The organism is Chiayiivirga flava (genome assembly GCF_014202825.1).
GTDB classification, from domain to species: domain Bacteria; phylum Pseudomonadota; class Gammaproteobacteria; order Xanthomonadales; family Xanthomonadaceae; genus Chiayiivirga; species Chiayiivirga flava.
The window spans coordinates 461,760-483,679 of the sequence record NZ_JACHHP010000001.1 but is presented as its reverse complement, the minus strand read 5'-3'; the positions used below and the strand labels follow the sequence as shown (position 1 = coordinate 483,679).

The following is a 21,920-nucleotide window of genomic DNA, read 5'->3' as shown; positions in this document are numbered from 1 at the left end:
CGCCTTGATCGGCAAGGCAGGCGATCGGAGCAACGCCGCTGGGTCCCGGCGTCCGCCGGGACGACGGTGAAACAAGCCCTCGTTCGAACTGCAACGACGCAGCACGCCAGACACATCGCAGCACGCCAGACACATCGCAACACGCACCAACCCCACGCACACCCGGACTTGCACCCCCATGCCCAAGCGCACCGACATCAAAAGCATCCTGATCATCGGCGCCGGCCCGATCGTCATCGGGCAGGCCTGCGAGTTCGACTACTCCGGCGCCCAGGCCTGCAAGGCGCTCAAGGCCGAGGGCTTCCGCGTCATCCTGGTCAACTCGAACCCCGCCACGATCATGACCGACCCGGACACGGCCGACGCCGTGTACATCGAGCCGATCAACCGCCACACGGTCGAGAAGATCATCGCGAAGGAGCAACCCGACGCGCTGCTGCCGACGATGGGCGGCCAGACCGCGCTCAACTGCGCGCTGGATCTCGCGGACGAAGGCATCCTGGAAAAACACGGCGTCGAACTGATCGGCGCCTCGCGTGAAGCCATCCGCATGGCCGAGGATCGCGAACTCTTCCGCGTCGCGATGAGCGAGATCGGCCTGGACTGTCCGAAGGCCGCAGTGGCGCGTTCGTTCGACGAAGCTGTCGAGATCCAGGCGAAGGTCGGCTACCCCACGATCATCCGCCCGAGTTTCACGCTCGGCGGCAGCGGCGGCGGCATCGCGTACAATCGCGAGGAATTCGAGGAGATCATCAAGCGCGGCCTCGAACTGTCCCCGACGCACGAAGTGCTGGTCGAGGAATCGGTGCTCGGCTGGAAGGAATTCGAGATGGAAGTGGTCCGCGACACCGCGGACAACTGCATCATCGTCTGCTCGATCGAGAACCTCGACGCCATGGGCGTGCACACCGGCGACTCGATCACCGTCGCGCCGGCGCAGACGCTCACCGACAAGGAATACCAGCGCCTGCGCGATGCCTCGATCGCGGTGCTGCGCAAGATCGGCGTCGATACCGGCGGCTCGAACGTGCAGTTCGGCATCAATCCGAAGAACGGCCGCGTGGTCGTCATCGAGATGAATCCGCGCGTGTCGCGTTCGTCGGCGCTGGCGTCGAAGGCCACCGGTTTCCCGATCGCCAAGATCGCGGCCAAGCTCGCCGTCGGCTACACGCTCGACGAACTGCGCAACGACATCACCGGCGGCAAGACGCCGGCCTCGTTCGAACCGACGATCGACTACGTGGTCACCAAGATCCCGCGCTTCGCGTTCGAGAAATTCCCGCAGGCCGATGCGCGCCTCACCACGCAGATGAAGTCCGTCGGCGAGGTGATGGCCATCGGCCGCAACTTCTCCGAATCGCTGCAGAAGGCGCTGCGCGGGCTCGAAACCGGCAAGTCCGGCTTCGACCCGACCGGGCTCGACCTCGCCAGCGAAGAAGGCCTGTTCGAACTGAAGCGCCAGCTGCGCGAGCCGGGTCCGGAACGTCTGTTCTTCGTCGGCGATGCGTTCCGTGCCGGCCTGTCCGTGGCAGACGTGCATGCACTGAGCTTCGTCGATCCGTGGTTCCTGGTGCAGATCGAAGCCATCGTGCGGGCCGAAGCCGGCATCGCCGCCGGCGGACTCGACGGCCTCGACGCCACCGGCCTGCGCCGCCTCAAGCGCCAAGGCTTTTCCGACGCGCGCATCGCCGCGCTCGTCGGCAGCGACGAAGCGGCCGTGCGCACGCTGCGCCGCGCGTTCGGCGTTCGTCCGGTGTACAAGCGCGTGGACTCGTGCGCCGCGGAGTTTTCCACCGACACCGCGTACCTGTACTCGACCTACGAGGTCGAGTGCGAAGCCAACCCGGGCTCGCGCGACAAGATCATCGTGCTCGGCGGCGGCCCGAACCGGATCGGGCAGGGCATCGAGTTCGACTACTGCTGCGTGCACGCGTCGCTGGCGCTGCGCGAGGATGGTTTCGAGACCATCATGATCAACTGCAACCCGGAAACCGTGTCGACCGACTACGACACGTCCGACCGCCTCTACTTCGAACCGGTCACGCTGGAAGACGTGCTCGAGATCGTCGACCTGGAGCAGCCCAAGGGCGTGATCGTGCAGTACGGCGGCCAGACCCCGCTCAAGCTCGCGCGCGCGCTCGAAGCTGCCGGCGTGCCGGTGATTGGCACCTCGCCCGATTCGATCGATCTGGCCGAAGACCGCGAACGTTTCCAGCAGATGATCCAGGGCCTCGGCCTGCTGCAGCCGCCCAACCGCACCGCGCGTACGCCGGACGAGGCGCTCGCCGCCGCGCGCGAGATCGGCTACCCGATGGTGGTGCGTCCGAGCTACGTGCTCGGCGGCCGCGCGATGGAGATCGTCTATTCCGACGCCGATCTCTCGCGCTACATCCGCGACGCGGTGAAGGTCTCGAACGATTCGCCTGTGTTGCTCGACCGCTTCCTCGACAACGCGGTGGAGGTCGACGTCGACATCATCGCCGACGGCGACGGCAAGGTGCTGATCGGCGGCATCATGCAGCACATCGAGGAAGCCGGCGTGCATTCGGGCGACTCGTCGTGCTCGCTGCCGCCGTACTCGCTCACGCCCGCGCTGCAGGACCGGCTGCGCGATCAGGTGCGCGAGATGGCGCGCGCGCTGAACGTCGTCGGCCTGATGAACACGCAGTTCGCGATCCAGGGCGACGAAATCTACGTGCTGGAAGTCAACCCGCGCGCCTCGCGCACCGTGCCGTTCGTCTCGAAGGCCACCGGCGTCGCGCTCGCCAAGATCGCCGCGCGCTGCATGGTCGGGCAGACGCTCGCGGCGCAGGGCATCACCCGTGAAGTGGTGCCGGACTACTGGTCGGTGAAGGAGGCGGTGTTCCCGTTCGCCAAGTTCCAGAACGTCGACCCGATCCTCGGCCCGGAAATGCGCTCCACCGGCGAGGTGATGGGAGTCGGTCAGGATTTCGGCGCCGCGTTCGCGCGCGCGCAGGAGGCAGCCAACATCGGCGTGCCGCCACGCGGCAAGGCATTCGTTTCGGTGCGCGATCCGGACAAGGCCCGGCTGCTGCCGGTCGCAAGGCAGCTGGTCGCGCACGGCTTCACCCTCGTGGCGACCGACGGCACCGCGAAGTTCCTCGCCGAGGCGGGATTCGCGTGCGAACGCATCAACAAGGTGATCGAGGGCCGCCCGCACGTGGTGGACCTGATCAAGAACGGCGAAATCGTGTATATCGTCAACACGACCGAAGGCCGCCAGGCGATCGCCGATTCGTTCTCGATCCGGCGCGAGGCGCTGCAGCACAAGGTCACGTATTCCACCACGATCTCCGGCGCGTCGGCACTGCTGCATTCGCTCGACTACCGCGGCAAGGGTGGCGTGTGGTCGCTGCAGGAACTGCACGGCCAGCTGAAGGCATGAGCCACAAGGAGCACACACGATGAGGGCACCGATCACGGTGGCCGGCGCGGCCAGGCTGCGCCAGGAACTGGAACAGTTGAAGTCTGTCAAGCGGCCGGAAATCATCGCCGCCATCGCCGAGGCGCGTGCGCACGGCGATCTGAAGGAAAACGCCGAGTACCACGCCGCGCGGGAAATGCAGGGCTTCGTCGAGGGCCGCATCAACGAGCTCGAATCCTCGCTGTCGAACGCGCAGCTGATCGATGTGGCCAAGCTCAATGCCGGCAGCCGCATCGTGTTCGGCGCCACCGTGGAGCTGGCGGATGCCGATTCGGGCGACACCGTCACCTACCAGATCGTCGGCGACCTCGAAGCGGACATCAAGCGCGGGCTGATTTCGGTGTCCGCACCGATCGCACGCGCGCTGATCGGCAAGCACGAGGGCGACGAAATCGAGATCGACGCGCCGAGCGGCCGTCGCAGCTACGAGGTGGTCTCGGTGCGTTACGTCGCCTGAGGTGGCGTCCCCGCGGAACGCGATGCGCGGGCAAAAAAAAAGACGCAGCGGGGGGTCTCCGTTGCGTCTCCCGAATTGTGCAGAACTCTAACGTCGGCCAGAACAGGCAGGGGGCGCGGCCGCGGGATCTAGCGCACGTCCTGTGCCCTGATCCCATGTGCATCCTACGCAGCGATCGTGACGGATCGATGCCTTCAATCGCGCGTTGATGTGGCTTGAATTACGAATTGGCGTGTCTCGTTCCTCCTGTCGTCATGCCGCGGCGAGTGCCGCGCGCGGTCACGCGCGCGCCTGCATCGCGGACGTGCTGCGAAAGTTCGATGCGCTCACGCCGACGCGTTTCTTGAACAGGCGCGAGAACGCAAAGCGGTTCTCGTAGCCCACGTCGGCGGCGATCTCGGCGATGGCAAGGTCGCTGTTGACGATGAGCGACTTGGCCATGTCGATGCGCGCGGTGGCGAGCAGCACACCCGGCGTCACGCCGAACACGTCGCGGAACATGCGGATGAAATGCGACTTCGAATAGTTCGCGGCGATCGCGAGCGTGTCGAGGTCGTGCCGCTCGAACGGCATGTTGACGATGCGGTTGCGCGCGCGCAGCAGCCGCTGCAGCGCATGGTGGCGGTGGCTCTCGCTGCGACCGGGAATGCGCTGCAGCCACGCCGCGACCTGGTGCTGCTGCGCGAGCGCGAGCTGCAGCAGCTCGGCGGCACGCGGCAGCGGCCAGTCCTGCGCCGAACCGTCGCGCCAGGCCTGCAGCGCATGTCGCAGCAGCGCGAGGTCGGCGCGTGCCTGCGTCGCGAACAGCGGGCGCATGGCGCGCGCGCGGCGTACCGACGATGCCCTGCGTGCCGGCTGCAGGACGGCGCGCGGAATCGCGAGCAGCAGGCCCGCGCCGGAATTGCCGGGCGCCAGCTGGCCGTGGTGATCGGCCGGCAGGGTGAGAACGTCGCGCCGCGCGAGCGTGAACCGGCCGTCGACCGTGTCCACGCGCAACGGGCCGCGCAGGCAGATCCACAGTTGCACGTGGTCGTCGGGGCACTGGGGTGCGGGCAGTCGCGGCGCGATGCGCTGGACGCGCGCGACCGCCGGCAACGGCAGCGAGGCGATCGCGCTGTAGGGCATGGGGCTTCGATAGTGGTGCAAGGGATCCTTCCTGTGGTCGGCGATCTTTCCGGACTCGATCGTTCGCCGGCGACGTGCGCCGTTGCGCGCGTGCATCGGTCCCTGCCTTTGACGCGATTGGCAACGCCGAAGTCGCAACGTTTCGTCGCATCGCGATGCGCGCGCGGCCCGACGGAGAAGTCGCTTCGAGCGTCGCAGCACCGCACACGCGAAAACAAAAATCCGCTCCGGTCCGCAGCGTGCGCGACCTCGTCCATGCCATTCGTCATGGGCGGTTCCAGATCGCGATGAAGTGCACGCGAAAAGCGCAGCAGCAGCACGCGAAGCAACAACGCGACGCCTACTGTTCATCCACCGCTTGTTAAGGATGCGTTGCGACGCACCGGGCGGCTGTTGCTGGCACTTGCCCCACTCTGGAGAACAACAATGAAGTACCAACCGCTACGCACCGCGATCCGGCGTGCGTTGATCGCCGGCGTCGCGCTGCCCTTGGCGCTGCCCGCGCTGGCGCAGGACGAAGCCACCGAACTCGATCGCATCGAGGTCACCGGTTCGCGCATCAAGCGCGTGGACATCGAAGGACCGAATCCGGTCACCGTCATCGACCGCGCCGACCTCGAAGTCAGCGGCGACATTTCCGTGGCCGACGTGCTGCGCTCGTCCACGTTCAACACGCTCGGCTCGCTGACGCAGGCCTCGGGCAACACTGCGCAGTCGCAGGCCACGATCAACCTGCGCGGCGTCGGCTCGCAGTACACCCTGATCCTGCTCGACGGCCGCCGCATCGCCGGCTCGCCGGTGCTCGGCGCGCAGGTGCAGAACCTCAACACCATTCCGTTCGCGGCGGTCGAGCGCATCGAAATCCTGCGCGACGGCGCCTCGGCGCTGTACGGCTCGGACGCGGTCGGCGGCGTGGTCAATATCATCCTGCGCAAGGACTTCGAAGGCCTGACCATCAGCGGCCAGATCGAGCGCCCGACGCGCGGCGAGCCGGACGCGAACTCCGCCTCGATCACCGGCGGCATCACGTCCGACCGCGGCAACGTGACCTTCGTGGTCGACCACCAGGAACGCGACATCTTCTTCAACCGCGACCGCGCGACGGGCATCCCGGGCCTGGATCCGGGCGTGGGTCTGTCGACGCTCGGATTCCCGGGCTCGGCCTACGTCTACAGCTCGACCGACGGCTCCTTCCTCGGCGACTTCGTCGGCGCCTTCGCCGATCCGCAATGCCCGAGCGCGCTCAACTCCGATCCGCTGTTCCCCAACTCGACCATCGTCGAGAACGAATACGGCACGCTGTGCGCCTTCAACTACGCTGCGGTCTCGGCCAACGAGGCCAGTCTGCGGCGCGACAGCGTGATGGTGAACGGCAACTTCCAGCTGACCGACTCCATCAACGCCTTTACCCGCGTCACGTCCGTCAGCAGCGAATCGTTCGGCCGCTACGCCGCGGCGCCGATCACCGGCCCGCTGCCCACCATGGCGGGCTCCAATCCGAACAATCCGTTCGGCGGCGACGCCGTGCTGCTGTACCGCTTCGTGGCCGGCGGCAACCGCGACACCACCTTCGACGATCACATGCTCGACGTGCTGTTCGGCCTCGAAGGCCAGGTCGACCTGTTCGGCGGCGCCGAATGGGAGATCGGCCTGCAGCACAACCGCTACGAGATCGACGCCGTCAGCACGGGCCTGGCACTGCGCAACGCCCTGCAGGCACTGATCGACAGCGGCGAACTCAACCCGTTCGGCAACCCGCTCGATCCCAGCTTCCAGGAAGCGGTGGCGAGCGTGAGCCACACGGCCGTGAAGAACTCCGAATCGCGCTTTGCCGGCATCGACGGCCAGATCAGCTTCGATCTGTTCGAGATGGCGAACGGCCCGGCGGGTCTGGCCGTCGGCTTCGAATACCGCGACGAGCGCTTCAGCGATCTGGTCGACGCGCAGTCCGAAGCGGGCAACGTCGCCGGCACGTCCGGCGGCAGCGCGCAGGGCGAGCGCGCCTCGTACGGCGTCTTCGGTGAGGCGCTCTTCCCGCTGCTGTCCAACCTCAACCTGTCGGTGGCCGGCCGCTTCGACCACTACAACGACTTCGGCAGCGACTTCAATCCGAAGGTCTCGCTCGATTTCCGCCCGCTCGATTCGCTGCTGCTGCGCGCATCGTACGGCACCGGCTTCCGCGCGCCGGGTCTGAACTCGCTGTACCAGGCCTCGCAGCAGTCGTTCAACGGTGCGCGCGACACGCGTGCCTGCAACGGCGACGTGCCGGGCTTCAGCGCACCGTTCGATCCGTGCACCGTGCGCCAGTACGAAAACCTGACCGGCGCCAACCCCGATCTCGACGCGGAAGAGTCGACCAACTACGGCGCCGGCGTCGTCTGGAGCGCGCTCGACAACCTCACCTTCAGCCTGGACTGGTACCACATCGAGGTGACGCAGCAGATCGCGCCGCTGACGCTGCAGACCATCCTGAACCTGGAAGCGGCGGGCAACCCGCTGGTCGACGGCCTGGTGACGCGCAACCCGCAGACCGGCGCGATCCAGTTCGTGAGCCGCCTCCCGCTCAACCTGTCGGGCTTCCGCACCGAGGGTCTGGACTTCGAGACCGATTACCGCCTCGAAACCGACATCGGCGTGTTCAACCCGAACCTGACGGTGACCTACATCGACAAGTTCGAGAACGAAACCCTGCCGGGCAGCGGCTTCAACGACGCGATCACCGGCTTCGGCTTCGTGCCCGACACGCGCGCGACGCTGGCGCTGAACTGGTCGATGGGCGACTTCGCCGCCGGCGTGATCGGCAGCTATGTCGGCAACAGCAGCCAGGTGGTGACGGTGGCCGAGGACGAAACGGTGACCGCGCGGATCCCGTCGTGGACCACGTGGGACATGCAGGCCTCGTGGCAGGCCCCGTGGGACGGACGCCTCTCGATCGGCGTGCGCAACATCGCCGACAAGGCTCCGCCGCTCGACAACCTGGTGCTGTCCTCGCCGTTCTACCTGAACTCGCAGTACGACTTCTACGGCCGCGTGCCGTACGTGCGCTACGAGCAGAAGTTCTGATCGGCGCCGGCATCGGCATCCGCAACGGCCCGCTTCGGCGGGCCGTTTTTTTTTTCGGACCGAGCGGGCGGACGGCCTGGCCCGCGCGATTCATGAGCCGCAGTGAGGCGTCAATACGGCCGACTCGGTCAGCCTGCGCCGGAAGTTCGACGCACTCTCGCCAACGCGGCTCTTGAACATGCGCGAAAACGCGCAGCGGCTGGTGTAGCCCACGTCGGCGGCGATTTCTCCGATGCCCATCGCGCCCTCGCTCATCAGCGACTTGGCCATCGCGATGCGCGACACCGTCAGCAGCGCGCCCGGGGTCTGTCCGAATACGTCGCGGAACGTGCGCAGGAAATGCGACTTCGAATAGTTGGCGGCGAGCGCGAGCGAGTCCAGGTCGTGGTCCTCGAACGGCGTGTTGACGATGGCATGGCGCGCACGCAACAGGCGATGCAGCGTGTTGCGCCGGTGCGCGTCGCTGCGTCCGGGCACGCGTTGCAGCCAGGCGTGTACCTCGGTCTGGCCGGCAAGTGCGAGGCGCATCACTTGCAGCGCGCGCAGCATGCGGGTGTCGTCGTTCCAGCCGTCGCCGTGGCGCAGAAGGGCGGTGGCCTGCAGCAGCACATCGAGCGGCGCCGGGCTGCGGCAGGCGAACACCGGCGGCACGCGCCCGCGGCCACGGGTGCGGGACGGGGTGGTAAGCAACATGGGCGGCACGCTGACCAGCAGTCCGAGTCCGGCGCCGACCGCCGACGTCACGCCGGCGTGCGGCGGCAGGGTGAGCAGCTGCCGTCGGGAAAGCTGGAACGGCCCCTCTGGGGTGTCGATCTCGAGCCCGCCGCGCAGGCAGATCGCCAACGACACGTGATCGGCCGGCGTCGGCACGAGCGGGGCGCGCCAGTTCAGGATCTGGAGGCGCGGACCGGCGGAGGCAGGGACGACGGGCTGCATGAACCGAGCTCCTTCTTTATACCATTACTGTCGTACGTATATTTTCGTAGTTCGTCGCGGACGGCAATGGGTCGAATGGCGAGGCGTCCCGTGCCCCTGCCTCCGGGGGGGGTGATCTTCATCGCGATTTCGGCGCCCTGCGCAATCCCCTGCGCCAGGGCCGATCCGGCGAAAGCGCGCTGCCATGCGGTTTTGCACGAGGCGACCCGCCGGGAGCGCGTACGACGACTGGCGCGAGCACGCCACGCACGCGCAATCGAAATAGCAACAACCGTCTCCGTCTCAGCAAGACCGGTCTCCGTCGGTCGGGCGGTGGGGCCTACTGTTCGGTTGCCGCTTGTCAAGGAAACGTTCGCCCGTTGCGAACGGCAGGCGGCGCTTCATGCGTGCCCCAACCGGAGAAGACAATGCACTACAAACCGCTACGCACCGCCATCCGCCGCGCACTTGCCGTCGGCGTGGCGCTGCCGTGGATGCTGCCCGCGCTCGCCCAGGACGATGGCGATGCCGCCACGCTCGACCGTATCGAAGTCACCGGCTCGCGCATCAAGCGCGTGGATATCGAAGGCCCGAATCCGGTCACCGTGATCGATCGCGCCGATCTTGAAATCTCCGGCGACGTGTCGGTGGCGGACGTGCTGCGCTCGTCGACGTTCAACACGCTCGGCTCGTTCCAGCAGTCCTCGGGCAGTACCGCCCAGTCGCAGGCGACCATCTCGCTGCGCGGCATCGGTTCGCAGTACACGCTGATCCTGCTCGACGGGCGCCGCATCGCGTCCTCGCCGGTGCTCGGCGCGGCGGCACAGAACCTCAACGCCATCCCGTTCGCGGCGGTGGAGCGCATCGAGATCCTGCGCGACGGCGCCTCGGCCCTGTACGGCTCGGACGCGGTCGGCGGTGTGGTCAACATCATCCTGCGCAAGGACTACGAAGGCCTGACCATCAGCGGCCAGATCGAGCGTCCGACGCGCGGCGAGCCGGATGCAAACTCGGCCTCGATCACCGGCGGCATCTCGTCGGACCGCGGCAACCTGACCTTCGTCATCGATCACCAGGAACGCGACATCTTCTTCAATCGCGACCGCGCCACCGGCATTCCCGGGCTCGACCCGGCCGTCGGCCTGTCCGGTGCCGGGTTCCCGGGGACGGCGTATGTGTATTCGTCCACCGACGGTTCGCTCGAAGGCGACTTCGTCGGCCTGTTCCCCGATCCGCAATGCCCGACCGCGCTCGGCGCGGACCCGCTGTTCCCGAACTCGGTGGTGGTGGGCGAGCCGGGCAATTCGTTCTGCGCGTTCAACTACGCGGCGGTGTCGGCCAACGAGGCCAGCCTGCGGCGCGAATCGGCGATGGTCAACGGCAACTTCCAGCTCACCGACACCATCACCGCGTTCACCCGCGTGATGGCGAACTCCGGCGAATCGTTCGGGCGCTACGCAGCCGCGCCGATCACCGCACCCAACCCCACCATCAGCGGCAGCAACCCGAACAATCCGTTCGGTGGCGATGCGCGTCTGCTGTATCGCTTCGTGGCGGGCGGCAACCGCGACAGCACGGTCAAGGACCACATGCTGGACGTGCTGTTCGGTCTCGAAGGCCAGATGGATCTGTTCGGCGGCGCGGAGTGGGAGATCGCCGCGCGCCACAACCGCTACGAGATCGACAACGTCGGCACGGGTTTCGCCCTGCGCGGGCCGTTGCAGCAACTCATCGATTCCGGCGAGCTCAATCCCTTCGGCAACCCGAACGATCCGGCCTTTCAGGCCGCCATCGGCCGCGTTGCCCACACCACCCTGCAGATCTCCGAAACCCGCGACGTGGCCATCGATGGCCTGATGAGCTTCGACCTGTTCGAACTGGCCAACGGCCCGGCGGGCGCGGCGGTCGGCTTCGACTACCGCGACACGTTCTACAAGGATCTGGTCGACGCGCAGTCCGCCGCGGGCAACGTGGCCGGCACCTCGGGTGGCAACTCCACCGGCGAGCGGGCGCAGTACGCGGTGTTCGCCGAGGTTGCGATGCCGCTGCTCGCCAATCTCAATCTGTCGGTGGCGGCGCGCTACGACCACTACAACGACTTCGGCAATTCCACCAATCCGAAGGTCTCGCTGGATTTCCGTCCGATCGAATCGCTGCTGCTGCGTGCGTCGTGGGGCACCGGGTTCCGCGCGCCGGATCTCGCAAGCCTGAACCAGTCTTCGCGCCAGTCCTTCAACGGCGCGATCGACACCTCGGCGTGCGAAGGCCTGGTCGACTATTCCGCGCCGTTCGATCCCTGCGTTGCGCGCCAGTACGAAAACGCCACCGGCGCAAACCCGAACCTCGCGGCGGAGGAATCGACCAACTACGGCGCCGGCATCGTGTGGAGCGTGCTCGACAACCTCACCGTCAGCCTCGACTACTACAACATCGAGCTGACCAACCAGATCGCGCCGCTGGGGCTGCAGACCATTCTCGACCTGGAAGCCGAAGGCGACCCGCTCGTCGACGGGCTGGTGACGCGCAATCCGAACGGATCGGTGGCGATCGTCAACCGCATCCCGCTCAATCTCTCGGGCTTCCGCACATCGGGTTACGATTTCGAAGTGGACTACCGGCTCGAGACCGACATCGGCGTGTTCTCGCCGAAGTTCGTGGTCAGCTACCTGGACACCTTCGAGACCGAAACGCTGCCCGGCTCCGGCTTCGGCGATGCCATCACCGGCTCCGGCTTCGTGCCGGACGTGCGCGCGCAGCTGCAGCTGGACTGGGCGCTCGGCGACTTCGGCGTGGGCATCGTCGGCGATCACATCGGCGACAGCTACCAGGACGCGACCATCGCCGGCGAAGACGTGCGCGTGACGATTCCCTCGTGGACCACCTGGGACCTGCAGGCCACGTGGTCGGCGCCGTGGAACGGCAAGCTGACGGTGGGCGTGCGCAACGTGGCCGACAAGGCACCGCCGCTCGACAACATCATCCTGTCGTCGCCGTTCTATCTCAACAGCCAGTACGACTTCTACGGCCGCGTGCCGTACGTGCGCTACGAACAGAAGTTCTGATCGCGGCGCCGGATCGCGAATGCTCGGCACACGCGGCCCGCTTCGGCGGGCCGCTTCGTTGTCCGCGCAGCAGGACGCACGCGGCGCTACCGATCTTCGTGTGCGTCGCGGTGCACACTGGCGGATACTGTGCAGCCCGATGGAGATCCGCGGATGCCTCGCGCCGAACGCTTGCCGGATGCGCCTGCCGCGCGTCGCACGCATCGCGTGGTGCTCGACACCAACGCATGTCTGGATCTGCTGGTGTTTTCCTCGCAGCGCAGCGGTGCCTTGCGCGATCTGCTGGCCGGCGGACAGCTGCAGGCCGTGACGCGTGCGGACTGCCGCGACGAATGGCGCCGCGTGCTGCGCTACACCACATTGGCGCTCGATGCGCACCGCTGCACCGAGCTCGAGGCGGCCTACGATACCTTGATGCTCGACGTCGGCACCGCACCGGCCGGTAACGTTGCCCGCCTTCCGCGTTGCAAGGACCCGGACGACCAGAAATTCCTCGAACTGGCACGCGATGCCGGCGCGAGCCTGCTGCTGACGCGCGACGCGGAGCTGCTCGTCCTGGCGCGCCGCACGGCGCGCGCGGGACTGTTCCGGATCGCGGCTCCGGTCGATGTGATGGCGGCGCTGGCGGAACTCGATCGCTGATTGCCGCGGACGAACGCGCGTTGCGCCGATCCGGCCGGACGGTGCACGGCGTGTGCCGCGCCGCCCGTCACCCCGACTTTCGCCATAAGCGCGCAGCAGGCGGCGTGACGACAATGCCATCCACCGCGCAACGCACGCGACGTGCCCGCGCATCGACCCAGGACCCAGCCATGCCGACGTCACGCCGTTCCCTGTTCAAGCTCAGCGCTCTGGCCGCCGCCGCGGCGGCGCTGCCGTCCGTCGCGGCCGCGGCCACGTTGCCCGCGGTGCCGCGCGCGGACAAGCCGCTGCGCATCCTCATCCTCGGCGGCACGGGGTTCACCGGCCCGTTCCAGGTGAGCTACGCACTTGCGCGCGGCCACAAGGTCACGCTGTTCAACCGCGGCAAGCGGCCGTCGCCGGAGTGGCCTGGCGAGGTCGAGCAGCTGCACGGCGACCGCAACACCGGCGACCTGACAGCGCTCGAAGGCCGCGAGTGGGACGTGTGCATCGACAACCCGACCACGCTGCCGTTCTGGGTGCGCGACGCGGGCAAGGTGCTGAAGGGCAACATCGGCCACTACCTCTTCATCTCGACGATCTCGGTCTACGCCGACGGCGCGAATCCGGGCATCGACGAAGACGCCGCGGTGGCGCGTTACGCCGGCAAGGACGCGATGGCCGAGACGCAGGAGTCGATGCGTGCGGACATGCAGAATCTGTACGGCTCGCTCAAGGCGCTGAGCGAGGCCGAGGCGCGCAAGCAGTTCGGCGAGAAGGTGACCATCGTGCGGCCGGGCTACATCGTCGGTCCGCGCGACGAGACCGACCGCTTCACCTACTGGCCGCACCGCATCGCGGCCGGTGGCGAGGTGCTGGTGCCGGGCGATGGCAGCGATCCGGTGCAGATCATCGACGGCCGGGATCTGGGCGAATGGATGATCCGTCTGGCCGAAGCCGGCACGACGGGCACGTTCAATGCCGTCGGTCCCGACTACCGCCTCAGCACCGATGCGATGGTGCACGGCTGTCACGCGGTGACCGGTGGACCGATCACGTTCACCCATGTGCCGGCGAGCTTCATCGCGGACAACGAAGTGCCGTTGCCGATCTGGGTCCCGGCGCAGGGCACGCCGTACTCGGGCTACGGCCAGGTCAGCAATGCACGCGCGATCGCGGCGGGACTCACGTTCCGGCCACTGGCCACCACGGTCGCCGATCTGCTCGCGTGGTTCCGCAGTCTGCCGCCCGAGCGGCAGGCCAAGCTCAACGCCGGCATCACGCGCGAGCAGGAGGCGGAGCTGCTTGCGAAGTGGCGCGCGCGCGCCGGCTGAGCCGCGCGCGCGACCGGGACGGTCACGCCGCGCCGCAGGTGCGGCGCGGCGCAGTGCAGCGGCCTCGGCTCCGCGCCGGGCCGCGCGCGCCGGTCATGTCTGCAGTGTCACCACCGGCACGAATCCACCGAAGATCATGCGCATGCCGTCGAACGGCATCGGGTTGTTTTCCGGCGACATGCGCGGGTCTTTCATCATCGCGTCCATGCCCGCGTCGCGGGTCGCCTTGTCGGGCCATTCGATCCACGAGAACACCACGGTCTCGTCGGGCTTGGCCTGCACGGCGCGGCGGAAGTCGGTCTGCTTGCCGTCCGGCACGTCGTCGCCCCAGCCCTCGACCACGCGCGTGGCGCCGAGCTCCAGGAAGATCGGATCGAGCAGCCGTGCGTGGTCGATGAATTTCTGCTTGTTGGCGGTCGGAACCGCGATGACGAAACCGTCGATGTAGGACATGCCTGCCTCCTGCATGACGCCCGTTGCGGGCGCCTTCCCCCGGACGACGAGCGGGGAGGCGGCGTTTCGACATGGGCGGGTCGGCGTCGAACCGCCCGGCGGCGCGGCCGGCACATGCCGTGCCGACCGGCCCGGAGCACTCAGAGCTTGCTGCGGGTGCGCATGTTGCTGCGGAGGCGGGCCTTGCGACGACGGGCGCGTGCGGGTTTCATGGTGAGATCCTTGCGTGGGTGGACTGCGGATTGTCGCACGTGAGCGGGCCCGCGTCGTGGTCGCGTCATTCGAAGCCGTCGCGGAACAGCAGCGGCGACGGCACGATGCGCAGCGTGCCGAACTGGGTCCGGCCGCGCTGCGCGGCCGTGGCGTCGGTTTCCAGATAACGCACGCCGCCGACGAGGCTGAAGCTGCCGCCGTCGCCCGCGGCGATATCGTGGAAGGCCGAATGCCGCGTGCGCGCGCCGCCGGGGCTGTCGGTGAACGGATAGCGCTGGTGCGACAGCAGCGCGCCGTCGGCGGTGGCGATCACGCCCGCTTCGCCGTCGAAGCGGTCTTCCGGGCACGGCTGGCCGACCGGGCACAGCACGCCCGGTCCGCCGACCGCGTAGCTCGACACCGCCACGGTGTCGCCGTTGAGCGCGATGCCGGTGGGAAAACTGTCGCGCACGTTGCCGAGCTGGTTCTGCAGGGAACAGGTGGAGCCGGCGGCCGTGCTGCCCGCGTACCGGGTGCCGCCGTAGGTGTTGCCGAAGGCAGCGACGGTGTAGCCCTCGGCGGAGAACTTCGAGACGCCGATGCCCATCGCGCACGACAGGTCCACCTCGCTCGCGACGTAGATCGCGTCTTCGCCGAGCACCCCGATGCTGCCGCTCACCGCGATGGCACGGCCGCGGCTGCCGCCCTGGAACTGCACGTAACCCAGGCCGTTGCTGCCGAACGATGTCACCGGCTGCGCGTTGGAATCGACCCGCATCACGGTGGTCTGCCAGCCGTGGTAGCAGATGCCGGTGCAGTCGGAAAACCGCGAGCCGACGAGGTAGATGCGCGGCGGCGTAGTGAACGTCGAGCGCCCGCCGAGCGCGATGCCGAACACCGAGCAATGCGTGGTGGCCGAGCAGTTGCTGCCGAACGTGGGATGCTGCACCGCGTAAGCCGAGGTCAGCGTGCCGCCGCTTTCCACCGTGAAGCGGCGCACGGCGGGACGCTCCACGCCGTCGATCTTCTTGCGCCCGGCGTACACCAGCGATACCACCGCCGGAAACTGCCCGTTGTCGTAGGCGGCGATGCCGCCGGCCCACACCGTGCGCGCCTCGGGGTCTTCGTTGTCGAAGTCCATCTCCGTCGCACTCTTGAAGCTGCCGTCGGTGCCGAACACCACCACGTCGACGCCGTAGCCGTGGAAGTGGATGCCCGGATTCTCCAGCGGATTGCCCAGGACGTAGCGCTCGGTTTCCACCAGCACGAACAGGCGGCTCCCGAACGCGATCAGATCGCGTACGCCGGTGATGCGGTTGAAGCTGCCGTTCGGCAGCACGACGTACTGATTGCCGTAGTGCCCGTTGGCGCCGGGGTTGCTCCACGGCTGGCGCACGCCGGCACTGTCGTAGCGCACGAGGCCGAGCGCGCCCAGATCGCCGGACAGCGCGGGCACCACGCCGGCGGCGATCACGTCGCCGTCCTTGAGCACGAGCTTCTGTCCGAAATAGTCGCGCGTGGAGGAGCCGGCGAATGCGTCGGCGCCGATCAGGCCGTCGTGGAAGGCCGGATCCGGCACCCAGGTCGCGGCCTGCGCCGTCGGCGCGAGCGACGCGACCAGCAGCACCAGGATGAAGGCGGCGCGCAGGCCGTGGCTTGCGAACGCGTCGTACGTTCCGTGATCTCGCATGAGGGACTCCTGGCAGGCGATGGGGGAGGGGCCTGCCACGCTCGATACGCGAAATCCGACCTCAACCTGACATCGGGCGCGTGCGCGCGGTCGTCGCATGCCGCGTGTGCCGACACCGCGCGGGTACACTGCGGTCCCGCCCGATCGCGTCGCCGCCATGCCCAATCCGCTGCACGAACAACTGCTCAAGGCGGGCCTCGTCAAGAAGTCCAAGGTCGCCGCGGCGACGCGCGAACTCAACCGCCAGCGCCAGGGCAAGGCCCCCGCGCCGGACGCCGACGCCGTCGACGCGCGCCGATTGCAGGCCGAGCGTGCGGAGCGCGACCGCGCGCTCGCGGCGGAACGCAACGCACTGGCACGTCAGAAAGAGCTGCAGGCACAGATCCGCCAGATCGTGCAGACCCGGGCGGTGCCGCAGGGCGGCGACATTGCCTACCGCTTCGTCGATGGCCACGCGATACGCACGGTGTACGTCGACGCGGCGTTGCGTGCGCAGCTGGCGCGCGGCGCAGTGGTGATCGTGGCGCACGGCGACGGGTACGCGCTGCTGCCGCGCGCCGTCGCCGACATGGTCCGCGAGCGCGGCGGCACCGTGGTGCTCGATCACGGTGCCGCATCCGCGCACGGCGACGCGGGTACCGGCGATGCCGACGACCCGCGCTTCAGGGTGCCGGACGACCTCGTCTGGTAATCCACGCGCCGCCGGATCGCGGCGCCGGCGTAGACTGGCCCGCCCGATCGCCGGCGCCGCCATGCCATCGCTGACCGCCATGCTGGGCCTTGCGTTGCCGATCGTGCAGGCGCCGATGGCCGGCGTGCAGGACACGACACTCGCCATCGCGGTGGCGAGCGCCGGCGGGCTCGGTTCGGTGCCGTGCGCGCTGCTCGACCTCGCGCAGCTGGACGCGACGCTGGCGCGCCTGGCCGACGCCGGCTGTGCTGCCAATCTCAACTTCTTCTGCCACGCGATGCCGGAACCCGATGCCGATCGCGAGCGGCGCTGGCGCGACGTGCTGGCGCCGTACCGTGCCGAGTTCGCGCTGGCAGCGTCGGCGGCCGCCGGTGTCGGCCTGCGGCGCCCGATCGACGACGCCGTGGTCGACGTGCTCGCATCGCACCGCCCGCGCGTGGTGAGTTTCCATTTCGGCCTGCCGCCCGAGCGCCTGCTGCGGCGCATCCGTGCCTGGGGCACCTGCGTGCTTGCCACGGCCACCACCGTCGACGAAGGCCGCTGGCTGGAGCGGCACGGCGCTGACGTGGTGATTGCGCAGGGCGTGGAGGCGGGCGGGCATCGCGGTCACTTCCTCGCGCCCGATCCCGGCGGGTTGTCGCCGACGCGCGATCTCGTCGTCGCGTTGCGCGCCGCCCTCGGTTGCACAGTCGTCGCCGCGGGCGGCATCGCGACGCGCGCCGACGTCGAGTCGATGCTGTCGGCCGGCGCCGACGCGGTGCAGGCGGGAACCGCCTACCTGCTGTGCGCCGAGGCGACCACCCCGGCCGTGCATCGCGCGGCGCTGGCGCGCGCGGCGACGGCAGGCACCGCGATCACCAATCTCTTCACCGGCCGGCCGGCGCGCGGCATCGTGAACCGGCTCATGCACGAGTTGCCGCTGCTGTCCGACCTGCCGCCGCCGTTTCCGTGGGCATCGCAGGCGCTCGCACCGCTGCGCGCGCGTGCCGAGGCGCTGGGTCGCGATGATTTTTCGGCGGTGTGGTGCGGCACACGCGGCGATGCCTGCCGGCCGATCGGCGCTGCCGCGTTGACGCGATCGCTCGCCGGCGTCGCGCCTGCCGCGGCGTCGGTCTGAGCTGCGGCGCAGGACGCCGAACAACCGCACGCGCAGTCACAACCGACGGAGCACACGATGGGATTTCTCGGCTGGATGGCGGTGATCGGCACCTTGCTCCTGCTGATGGCACTGGGCAGCGCGTACCTGCGTCGCCTGCCGCTGACCGCCGCGGCGATCTACCTCGGCGTCGGTCTGCTGCTCGGTCCGGGCATGCTGGGCCTGGTGCGCATCGATCTTGCCGACAGCGCGCCGCTGCTCGAACACCTGACCGAGCTCGCGGTGATCCTGTCGTTGTTCATCGGCGGCCTCAAGCTGCGTTTGCCGCTGCGTCACGCCGCGTGGCGCAGCGCCTATCTGCTCGCGGGACCGGTGATGGTGGTCTGCATCGCGGGCGTCGCCGCCGTTGCCTATTTCGTGCTCGGATTCGATCTGCCGGCCGCGCTGCTGCTCGGTGCGCTGCTCGCACCCACCGATCCGGTGCTCGCCGGCCTTGTCAGTGTCAACGATGCCGAAGACCACGATCGTCTGCGATACGGGCTGTCCGGCGAAGCCGGGCTCAACGACGGCACCGCATTTCCGTTCGTCGCGCTGGCGCTGCTGCTGACGCAGGCGCCGGTCGACGCCGGCACGCTGGGTGGCTGGGCGCTGCATCGCCTGGTCTACGCGGTGCCGGCAGGGCTGCTGCTCGGCTTCGTCATGGGGCGCATCCTCGGCCAGTCCGCGATCGCGCTGCGCAGTGCGCAACGCGATGTCGACGGCCCGAACGATGTGCTGGCACTCGCGCTGATCGTGCTTTCGTACGTTGCGGCCGAAGCGAACGGCGCCTGGGGATTTCTCGCGGTGTTCGCCGCCGGGGTCGGCTTCCGCGAGGCGGAGATCCGCGTGGTCACCGAACGGCCGCATCCGGACGCGGCGCAGCGTCCGCGCGCGGCCGACGGCGGCAGACAGGCCGACGACGATGTCGACACATCGACCCCGGCGCATCCGCCGGCCGAGAACTTGGTCGAGACCGCGCCCGCGCGCGGCGACATGCAGGCGCAGCCGTCCATCGCCGCCGGTCTGGTGGTGGCCGACATGCTCTCGTTCGGCGCCACCGCCGAGCGCCTGCTCGAAGTGCTGCTGGTGGTGATCGTGGGCTGCGCGCTCGCCACGCACTGGGATCCGATGGCGTTGCTGATCGGCGCGGCGCTGTTCGGCGTGATCCGGCCGCTGGCCGTGGCGGCGATCCTGCGTGCCGCGCCGGTCACCGCCACGCAGCGACGCCTGATGGCGTGGTTCGGCATCCGCGGCATCGGCAGCGTGTACTACCTGTGCTATGCGCTGACGCACGGCTTCGACGGGCCGCACGCAGATCGCGTGGTCGACATCACGCTGTCGGTGGTGGCGCTGAGCATCGTCGCGCACGGCGTCACGGTGCGCGCGGCGCTGACGCGCTACGAACGCGGGCTGCGCCGGGCCCACCCAACCGACTGAACGCGCTCGCCGTCACTGCGCGCGCGCCAGGGCCACCGCGTCGGCGCCCGCGGCGAAGCGCAAGCGTGCCGAGGTGTCGGTGGCGGCCTGCCAGACTGCGCGTGCCACGTCGTCCGGGTGCGTCACGGCATCGAGTTGCCGGTAGCCGTCAAAGATGCGCTCGGCGAAGGGACCGTACGGCTGGGTCACCAGACCGCGCATGCGCTCGGCGCCGTTGTCCGCGAAGCGGGTGTCGGGGCAGTAGCCGGGCTCCACGAGCCGCGCGCGGACGCCGAATTCGGCCAGTTCCAGCGCGAGCGAGCCGGTGAAGCCCTCGATCGCCGACTTGCTCGCGGTGTAGGCCGCGACCAGAGGGAATGGCGCCAGCGTCGCGCTGGAGGTGACGTTGACGATGGTGCCTGCGCCGCGGGCGCGGAACTGCGGAATGACGGCCCGGCACATCGCCATCGTGCCGAAGGTGTTGGTGTCGAAGATCTCGCGCACGGTCGCCATCGGTGTGGCTTCGAACGCACCGAACAGGCCGACGCCGGCATTGTTGACCAGCACATCGACCGGGCCGGCGGCGTGCAGCGCGTGCGCGATGCTGTCCGCGTCGGTCACGTCGAGCGCCACCACGCGCAGGCGGTCCGACGCGGGGAACAGATCCTTGCGCGGCCGACGCATCGTGGCAACGACGCTCCAGCCCTGGGCGAGGAAGTGACGGGCCGTGGCCAGGCCGTAGCCGGAGGAGCAGCCTGTGATCAGTGCGGTGTGCATGCGGGGTTCCCGGGAGTGATTGACTGGGAGCCCAGCGTAGGCGAGCATTTCCGGATGATCGATATCAGGATGTCCGATCTTGTTTAGCAGGAGTCCGGAGTTCGACGATCCGCTGTCGCAGGTGGTCGGCGTGCTGCGCCCGCGCGCGGTGTTCGCCAACGTCATCAGCGGCGCGGGGCGCTGGGCGGTCCGTTATTCGGCCTACGGCAAACCCGGCTTCTGCATCATGCTCGACGGCCGCTGCCGGCTGAGCGTCGACGGCCATGCGCCGTTCGACATCGAGGCCGGCGATTTCGTCCTGCTGCCGACCACGCCCGCGTTCACGCTGGCGAGCGACGATCCGCCCGATCCCGTGCCGCGCGATCCCCACCTGTTGCCGGACGATGGCAGCGAAGTTCGCTACGGCGACGCGTCCGGTACACCGGACATGCGTTCGCTCGGCGGCGCGTTCGTCTTCGACGAAGCCGATCCGGCCCTGCTCGCCGCGTTGCTGCCGGCCGTGGTCCACGTCCGCGGCGCCGCCCGGCTGGCACAGCTGGTCGCAATGGTGGCCGACGAAACGCGCGATTCGCGGCCGGGCAGCGGCTTCGTGCTTGCGCGCCTGGTCGAGCTGCTGCTGGTCGAGGCGATGCGCGTCAGCGCCGGCGCGGACGCGCCGCCGGGGCTGTTGCGCGGTCTGGGCGACGAGCGGCTGGCGCGCGCGCTCAAGCGCATGCATGCCCGGCCGGATCGGGCGTGGAGCATCGCGCAGCTCGCCGACGCCGCGGCGCTATCGCGCTCGACGTTTTTCGAGCGCTTCACCCGCACCGTGGGCGTGGCTCCGATGGAGTATCTCCTGGCCTGGCGCATGGAGCTGGCGAAAGACCTGCTGCGCCGCGGTGGCCTGCGCATCGCCGACGTGGCCGAACGCGTCGGCTACGGCTCCGGCAGCGCCTTCAGCGTGGCGTTCCTGCGGCATGTCGGTCTCGCGCCGAGCCGCTTCGCGCAGGCCGTGGGCGCGCCGCCGCTGGCGCTGCGACCGGACCGCGCCGACGTGTAATCTGTCCACTCATTCCCGGGGAGGTTCCGCATGAATGCCGCACCGTTGTGGTTCAAGGTCGTTGCCGTGATCGCGCTGCTCTGGAACCTTCTCGGCTGCCTCGCGTTCGCGGCCGACGCAAGCATGTCGGCGGACGCCGTGGCGTCGCTGCCCGAAGCGCAGCGGGCACTGTACGACGCGCGCCCGGCGTGGGCGCTTGTCGCCACCGGCGTCGCGGTCATCGGCGGCGCGCTCGGTTGCATCGGACTGCTGTTGCGCAAACGCTGGGCATTCGCGTTGCTGGTGGTGTCGCTGATCGGGATCGTGGTGCAGGACGTGGGGCTGTTCGTGCTGGTCGACGGCGCGACCCTCGCCGGGCCCGTGGCCGTCGTGCTGCAGGGCGTGGTGCTGGCGGTGGGCATCGGCCTCGTGTTGCTGAGCCGCCGGGCGATCGCGCGCGGCTGGATCGCGTGACGCACGCCGCCGGGCGTTGCCCGGCGGCGCGTTTCGCCCCGGTCGGGCCGCC

16 protein-coding genes are annotated in these 21,920 nt (G+C 68.8%); 11 read left to right on the top strand and 5 right to left on the bottom strand.

Going from position 1 to position 21,920, the window contains the following annotated elements:
- Window positions 1-178 precede the first annotated feature (178 nt).
- Window positions 179-3,406 (top strand): carbamoyl-phosphate synthase large subunit, encoded by a 3,228-nt coding sequence (carB, locus tag HNQ52_RS02025; protein WP_183959286.1) that lies wholly within the window; start codon window positions 179-181, stop codon window positions 3,404-3,406.
- A 19-nt stretch (window positions 3,407-3,425) separates the two neighbouring features.
- Window positions 3,426-3,902: a transcription elongation factor GreA gene (gene greA, locus HNQ52_RS02020; protein WP_183959284.1), complete on the top strand. Its 477-nt coding sequence runs from the start codon at window positions 3,426-3,428 to the stop codon at window positions 3,900-3,902.
- A 279-nt stretch (window positions 3,903-4,181) separates the two neighbouring features.
- Here greA and HNQ52_RS02015 read toward each other — a convergent pair whose 3' ends face one another.
- Window positions 4,182-5,027: a helix-turn-helix transcriptional regulator gene (locus HNQ52_RS02015; protein WP_183959282.1), complete on the bottom strand. Its 846-nt coding sequence runs from the start codon at window positions 5,025-5,027 to the stop codon at window positions 4,182-4,184.
- Window positions 5,028-5,453: 426 nt separating this feature from the next.
- Here HNQ52_RS02015 and HNQ52_RS02010 point away from each other — a divergent pair, with 426 nt between their 5' ends.
- On the top strand, window positions 5,454-8,090 hold the full coding sequence (locus HNQ52_RS02010) for a TonB-dependent receptor plug domain-containing protein (protein ID WP_183959280.1): 2,637 nt from the start codon (window positions 5,454-5,456) through the stop codon (window positions 8,088-8,090).
- A 90-nt stretch (window positions 8,091-8,180) separates the two neighbouring features.
- Here HNQ52_RS02010 and HNQ52_RS02005 read toward each other — a convergent pair whose 3' ends face one another.
- On the bottom strand, window positions 8,181-9,026 hold the full coding sequence (locus HNQ52_RS02005; RefSeq protein WP_183959279.1) for a helix-turn-helix transcriptional regulator: 846 nt from the start codon (window positions 9,024-9,026) through the stop codon (window positions 8,181-8,183).
- Window positions 9,027-9,433: 407 nt separating this feature from the next.
- Between HNQ52_RS02005 and HNQ52_RS02000 the strand changes: the two genes are divergently transcribed.
- From HNQ52_RS02000 to HNQ52_RS01990, 3 genes are all read left to right on the top strand, one after another.
- Entirely contained in the window at window positions 9,434-12,067 is a 2,634-nt protein-coding gene (locus HNQ52_RS02000) for a TonB-dependent receptor (RefSeq protein WP_183959276.1), read from the top strand.
- Window positions 12,068-12,220: 153 nt separating this feature from the next.
- The gene (locus HNQ52_RS01995; RefSeq protein ID WP_183959274.1) at window positions 12,221-12,709 is read left to right on the top strand and encodes a putative toxin-antitoxin system toxin component, PIN family; all 489 of its coding nucleotides are present in this window, start codon (window positions 12,221-12,223) and stop codon (window positions 12,707-12,709) included.
- A 170-nt stretch (window positions 12,710-12,879) separates the two neighbouring features.
- Window positions 12,880-14,022 (top strand): NAD-dependent epimerase/dehydratase family protein, encoded by a 1,143-nt coding sequence (locus tag HNQ52_RS01990; protein ID WP_183959272.1) that lies wholly within the window; start codon window positions 12,880-12,882, stop codon window positions 14,020-14,022.
- Window positions 14,023-14,115: 93 nt separating this feature from the next.
- On the opposite strand, the gene HNQ52_RS01985 is transcribed toward HNQ52_RS01990, so the two are convergent.
- Both HNQ52_RS01985 and HNQ52_RS01980 read right to left on the bottom strand, forming a co-directional pair.
- Window positions 14,116-14,475, bottom strand: coding sequence for a DUF1428 domain-containing protein (locus HNQ52_RS01985; protein ID WP_183959270.1), 360 nt, complete (start codon window positions 14,473-14,475; stop codon window positions 14,116-14,118).
- A gap of 277 nt (window positions 14,476-14,752) precedes the next feature.
- Window positions 14,753-16,357: a hypothetical protein gene (locus HNQ52_RS01980; protein WP_183959268.1), complete on the bottom strand. Its 1,605-nt coding sequence runs from the start codon at window positions 16,355-16,357 to the stop codon at window positions 14,753-14,755.
- Window positions 16,358-16,514: 157 nt separating this feature from the next.
- On the opposite strand from HNQ52_RS01980, the gene HNQ52_RS01975 reads away from it, so the two are divergent.
- The 3 genes from HNQ52_RS01975 to HNQ52_RS01965 all read left to right on the top strand — a co-directional run bounded on the left by HNQ52_RS01975 (window position 16,515) and on the right by HNQ52_RS01965 (window position 19,620).
- Entirely contained in the window at window positions 16,515-17,048 is a 534-nt protein-coding gene (locus HNQ52_RS01975; RefSeq protein WP_183959266.1) for a DUF2058 domain-containing protein, read from the top strand.
- Window positions 17,049-17,109: 61 nt separating this feature from the next.
- A complete protein-coding gene (locus tag HNQ52_RS01970; protein WP_183959264.1) occupies window positions 17,110-18,165 on the top strand; it encodes an NAD(P)H-dependent flavin oxidoreductase in 1,056 nt (351 codons plus the stop codon).
- Between the two features lie 57 nt (window positions 18,166-18,222).
- Complete coding sequence (locus tag HNQ52_RS01965) at window positions 18,223-19,620, top strand: cation:proton antiporter domain-containing protein (RefSeq protein WP_183959262.1); 1,398 nt, start codon at window positions 18,223-18,225, stop codon at window positions 19,618-19,620.
- 12 nt (window positions 19,621-19,632) lie between these two features.
- Here HNQ52_RS01965 and HNQ52_RS01960 read toward each other — a convergent pair whose 3' ends face one another.
- A complete protein-coding gene (locus HNQ52_RS01960) occupies window positions 19,633-20,376 on the bottom strand; it encodes an SDR family oxidoreductase (RefSeq protein ID WP_183959260.1) in 744 nt (247 codons plus the stop codon).
- 79 nt (window positions 20,377-20,455) lie between these two features.
- Here HNQ52_RS01960 and HNQ52_RS01955 point away from each other — a divergent pair, with 79 nt between their 5' ends.
- Window positions 20,456-21,415 (top strand): AraC family transcriptional regulator, encoded by a 960-nt coding sequence (locus HNQ52_RS01955; RefSeq protein WP_183959258.1) that lies wholly within the window; start codon window positions 20,456-20,458, stop codon window positions 21,413-21,415.
- Window positions 21,416-21,445: 30 nt separating this feature from the next.
- Window positions 21,446-21,868: a hypothetical protein gene (locus HNQ52_RS01950; RefSeq protein ID WP_183959256.1), complete on the top strand. Its 423-nt coding sequence runs from the start codon at window positions 21,446-21,448 to the stop codon at window positions 21,866-21,868.
- Window positions 21,869-21,920: the final 52 nt, after the last annotated feature.

What these genes read in the sequence shown, in the direction of transcription:
- HNQ52_RS01995 (WP_183959274.1), top strand. Translation starts at nt 12,221, where the DNA reads ATGCCTCGCGCCGAACGCTTGCCGGATGCGCCTGCCGCGCGTCGCACG.
- greA (WP_183959284.1), top strand. Translation starts at nt 3,426, where the DNA reads ATGAGGGCACCGATCACGGTGGCCGGCGCGGCCAGGCTGCGCCAGGAA.
- HNQ52_RS01965 (WP_183959262.1), top strand. Translation starts at nt 18,223, where the DNA reads ATGGGATTTCTCGGCTGGATGGCGGTGATCGGCACCTTGCTCCTGCTG.
- HNQ52_RS01990 (WP_183959272.1), top strand. Translation starts at nt 12,880, where the DNA reads ATGCCGACGTCACGCCGTTCCCTGTTCAAGCTCAGCGCTCTGGCCGCC.
- HNQ52_RS02005 (WP_183959279.1), bottom strand. Translation starts at nt 9,026, where the DNA reads ATGCAGCCCGTCGTCCCTGCCTCCGCCGGTCCGCGCCTCCAGATCCTG.
- HNQ52_RS01985 (WP_183959270.1), bottom strand. Translation starts at nt 14,475, where the DNA reads ATGTCCTACATCGACGGTTTCGTCATCGCGGTTCCGACCGCCAACAAG.
- HNQ52_RS01950 (WP_183959256.1), top strand. Translation starts at nt 21,446, where the DNA reads ATGAATGCCGCACCGTTGTGGTTCAAGGTCGTTGCCGTGATCGCGCTG.
- HNQ52_RS01980 (WP_183959268.1), bottom strand. Translation starts at nt 16,357, where the DNA reads ATGCGAGATCACGGAACGTACGACGCGTTCGCAAGCCACGGCCTGCGC.
- HNQ52_RS02015 (WP_183959282.1), bottom strand. Translation starts at nt 5,027, where the DNA reads ATGCCCTACAGCGCGATCGCCTCGCTGCCGTTGCCGGCGGTCGCGCGC.
- HNQ52_RS02000 (WP_183959276.1), top strand. Translation starts at nt 9,434, where the DNA reads ATGCACTACAAACCGCTACGCACCGCCATCCGCCGCGCACTTGCCGTC.
- HNQ52_RS01975 (WP_183959266.1), top strand. Translation starts at nt 16,515, where the DNA reads ATGCCCAATCCGCTGCACGAACAACTGCTCAAGGCGGGCCTCGTCAAG.
- HNQ52_RS01960 (WP_183959260.1), bottom strand. Translation starts at nt 20,376, where the DNA reads ATGCACACCGCACTGATCACAGGCTGCTCCTCCGGCTACGGCCTGGCC.
- HNQ52_RS01970 (WP_183959264.1), top strand. Translation starts at nt 17,110, where the DNA reads ATGCCATCGCTGACCGCCATGCTGGGCCTTGCGTTGCCGATCGTGCAG.
- HNQ52_RS02010 (WP_183959280.1), top strand. Translation starts at nt 5,454, where the DNA reads ATGAAGTACCAACCGCTACGCACCGCGATCCGGCGTGCGTTGATCGCC.
- carB (WP_183959286.1), top strand. Translation starts at nt 179, where the DNA reads ATGCCCAAGCGCACCGACATCAAAAGCATCCTGATCATCGGCGCCGGC.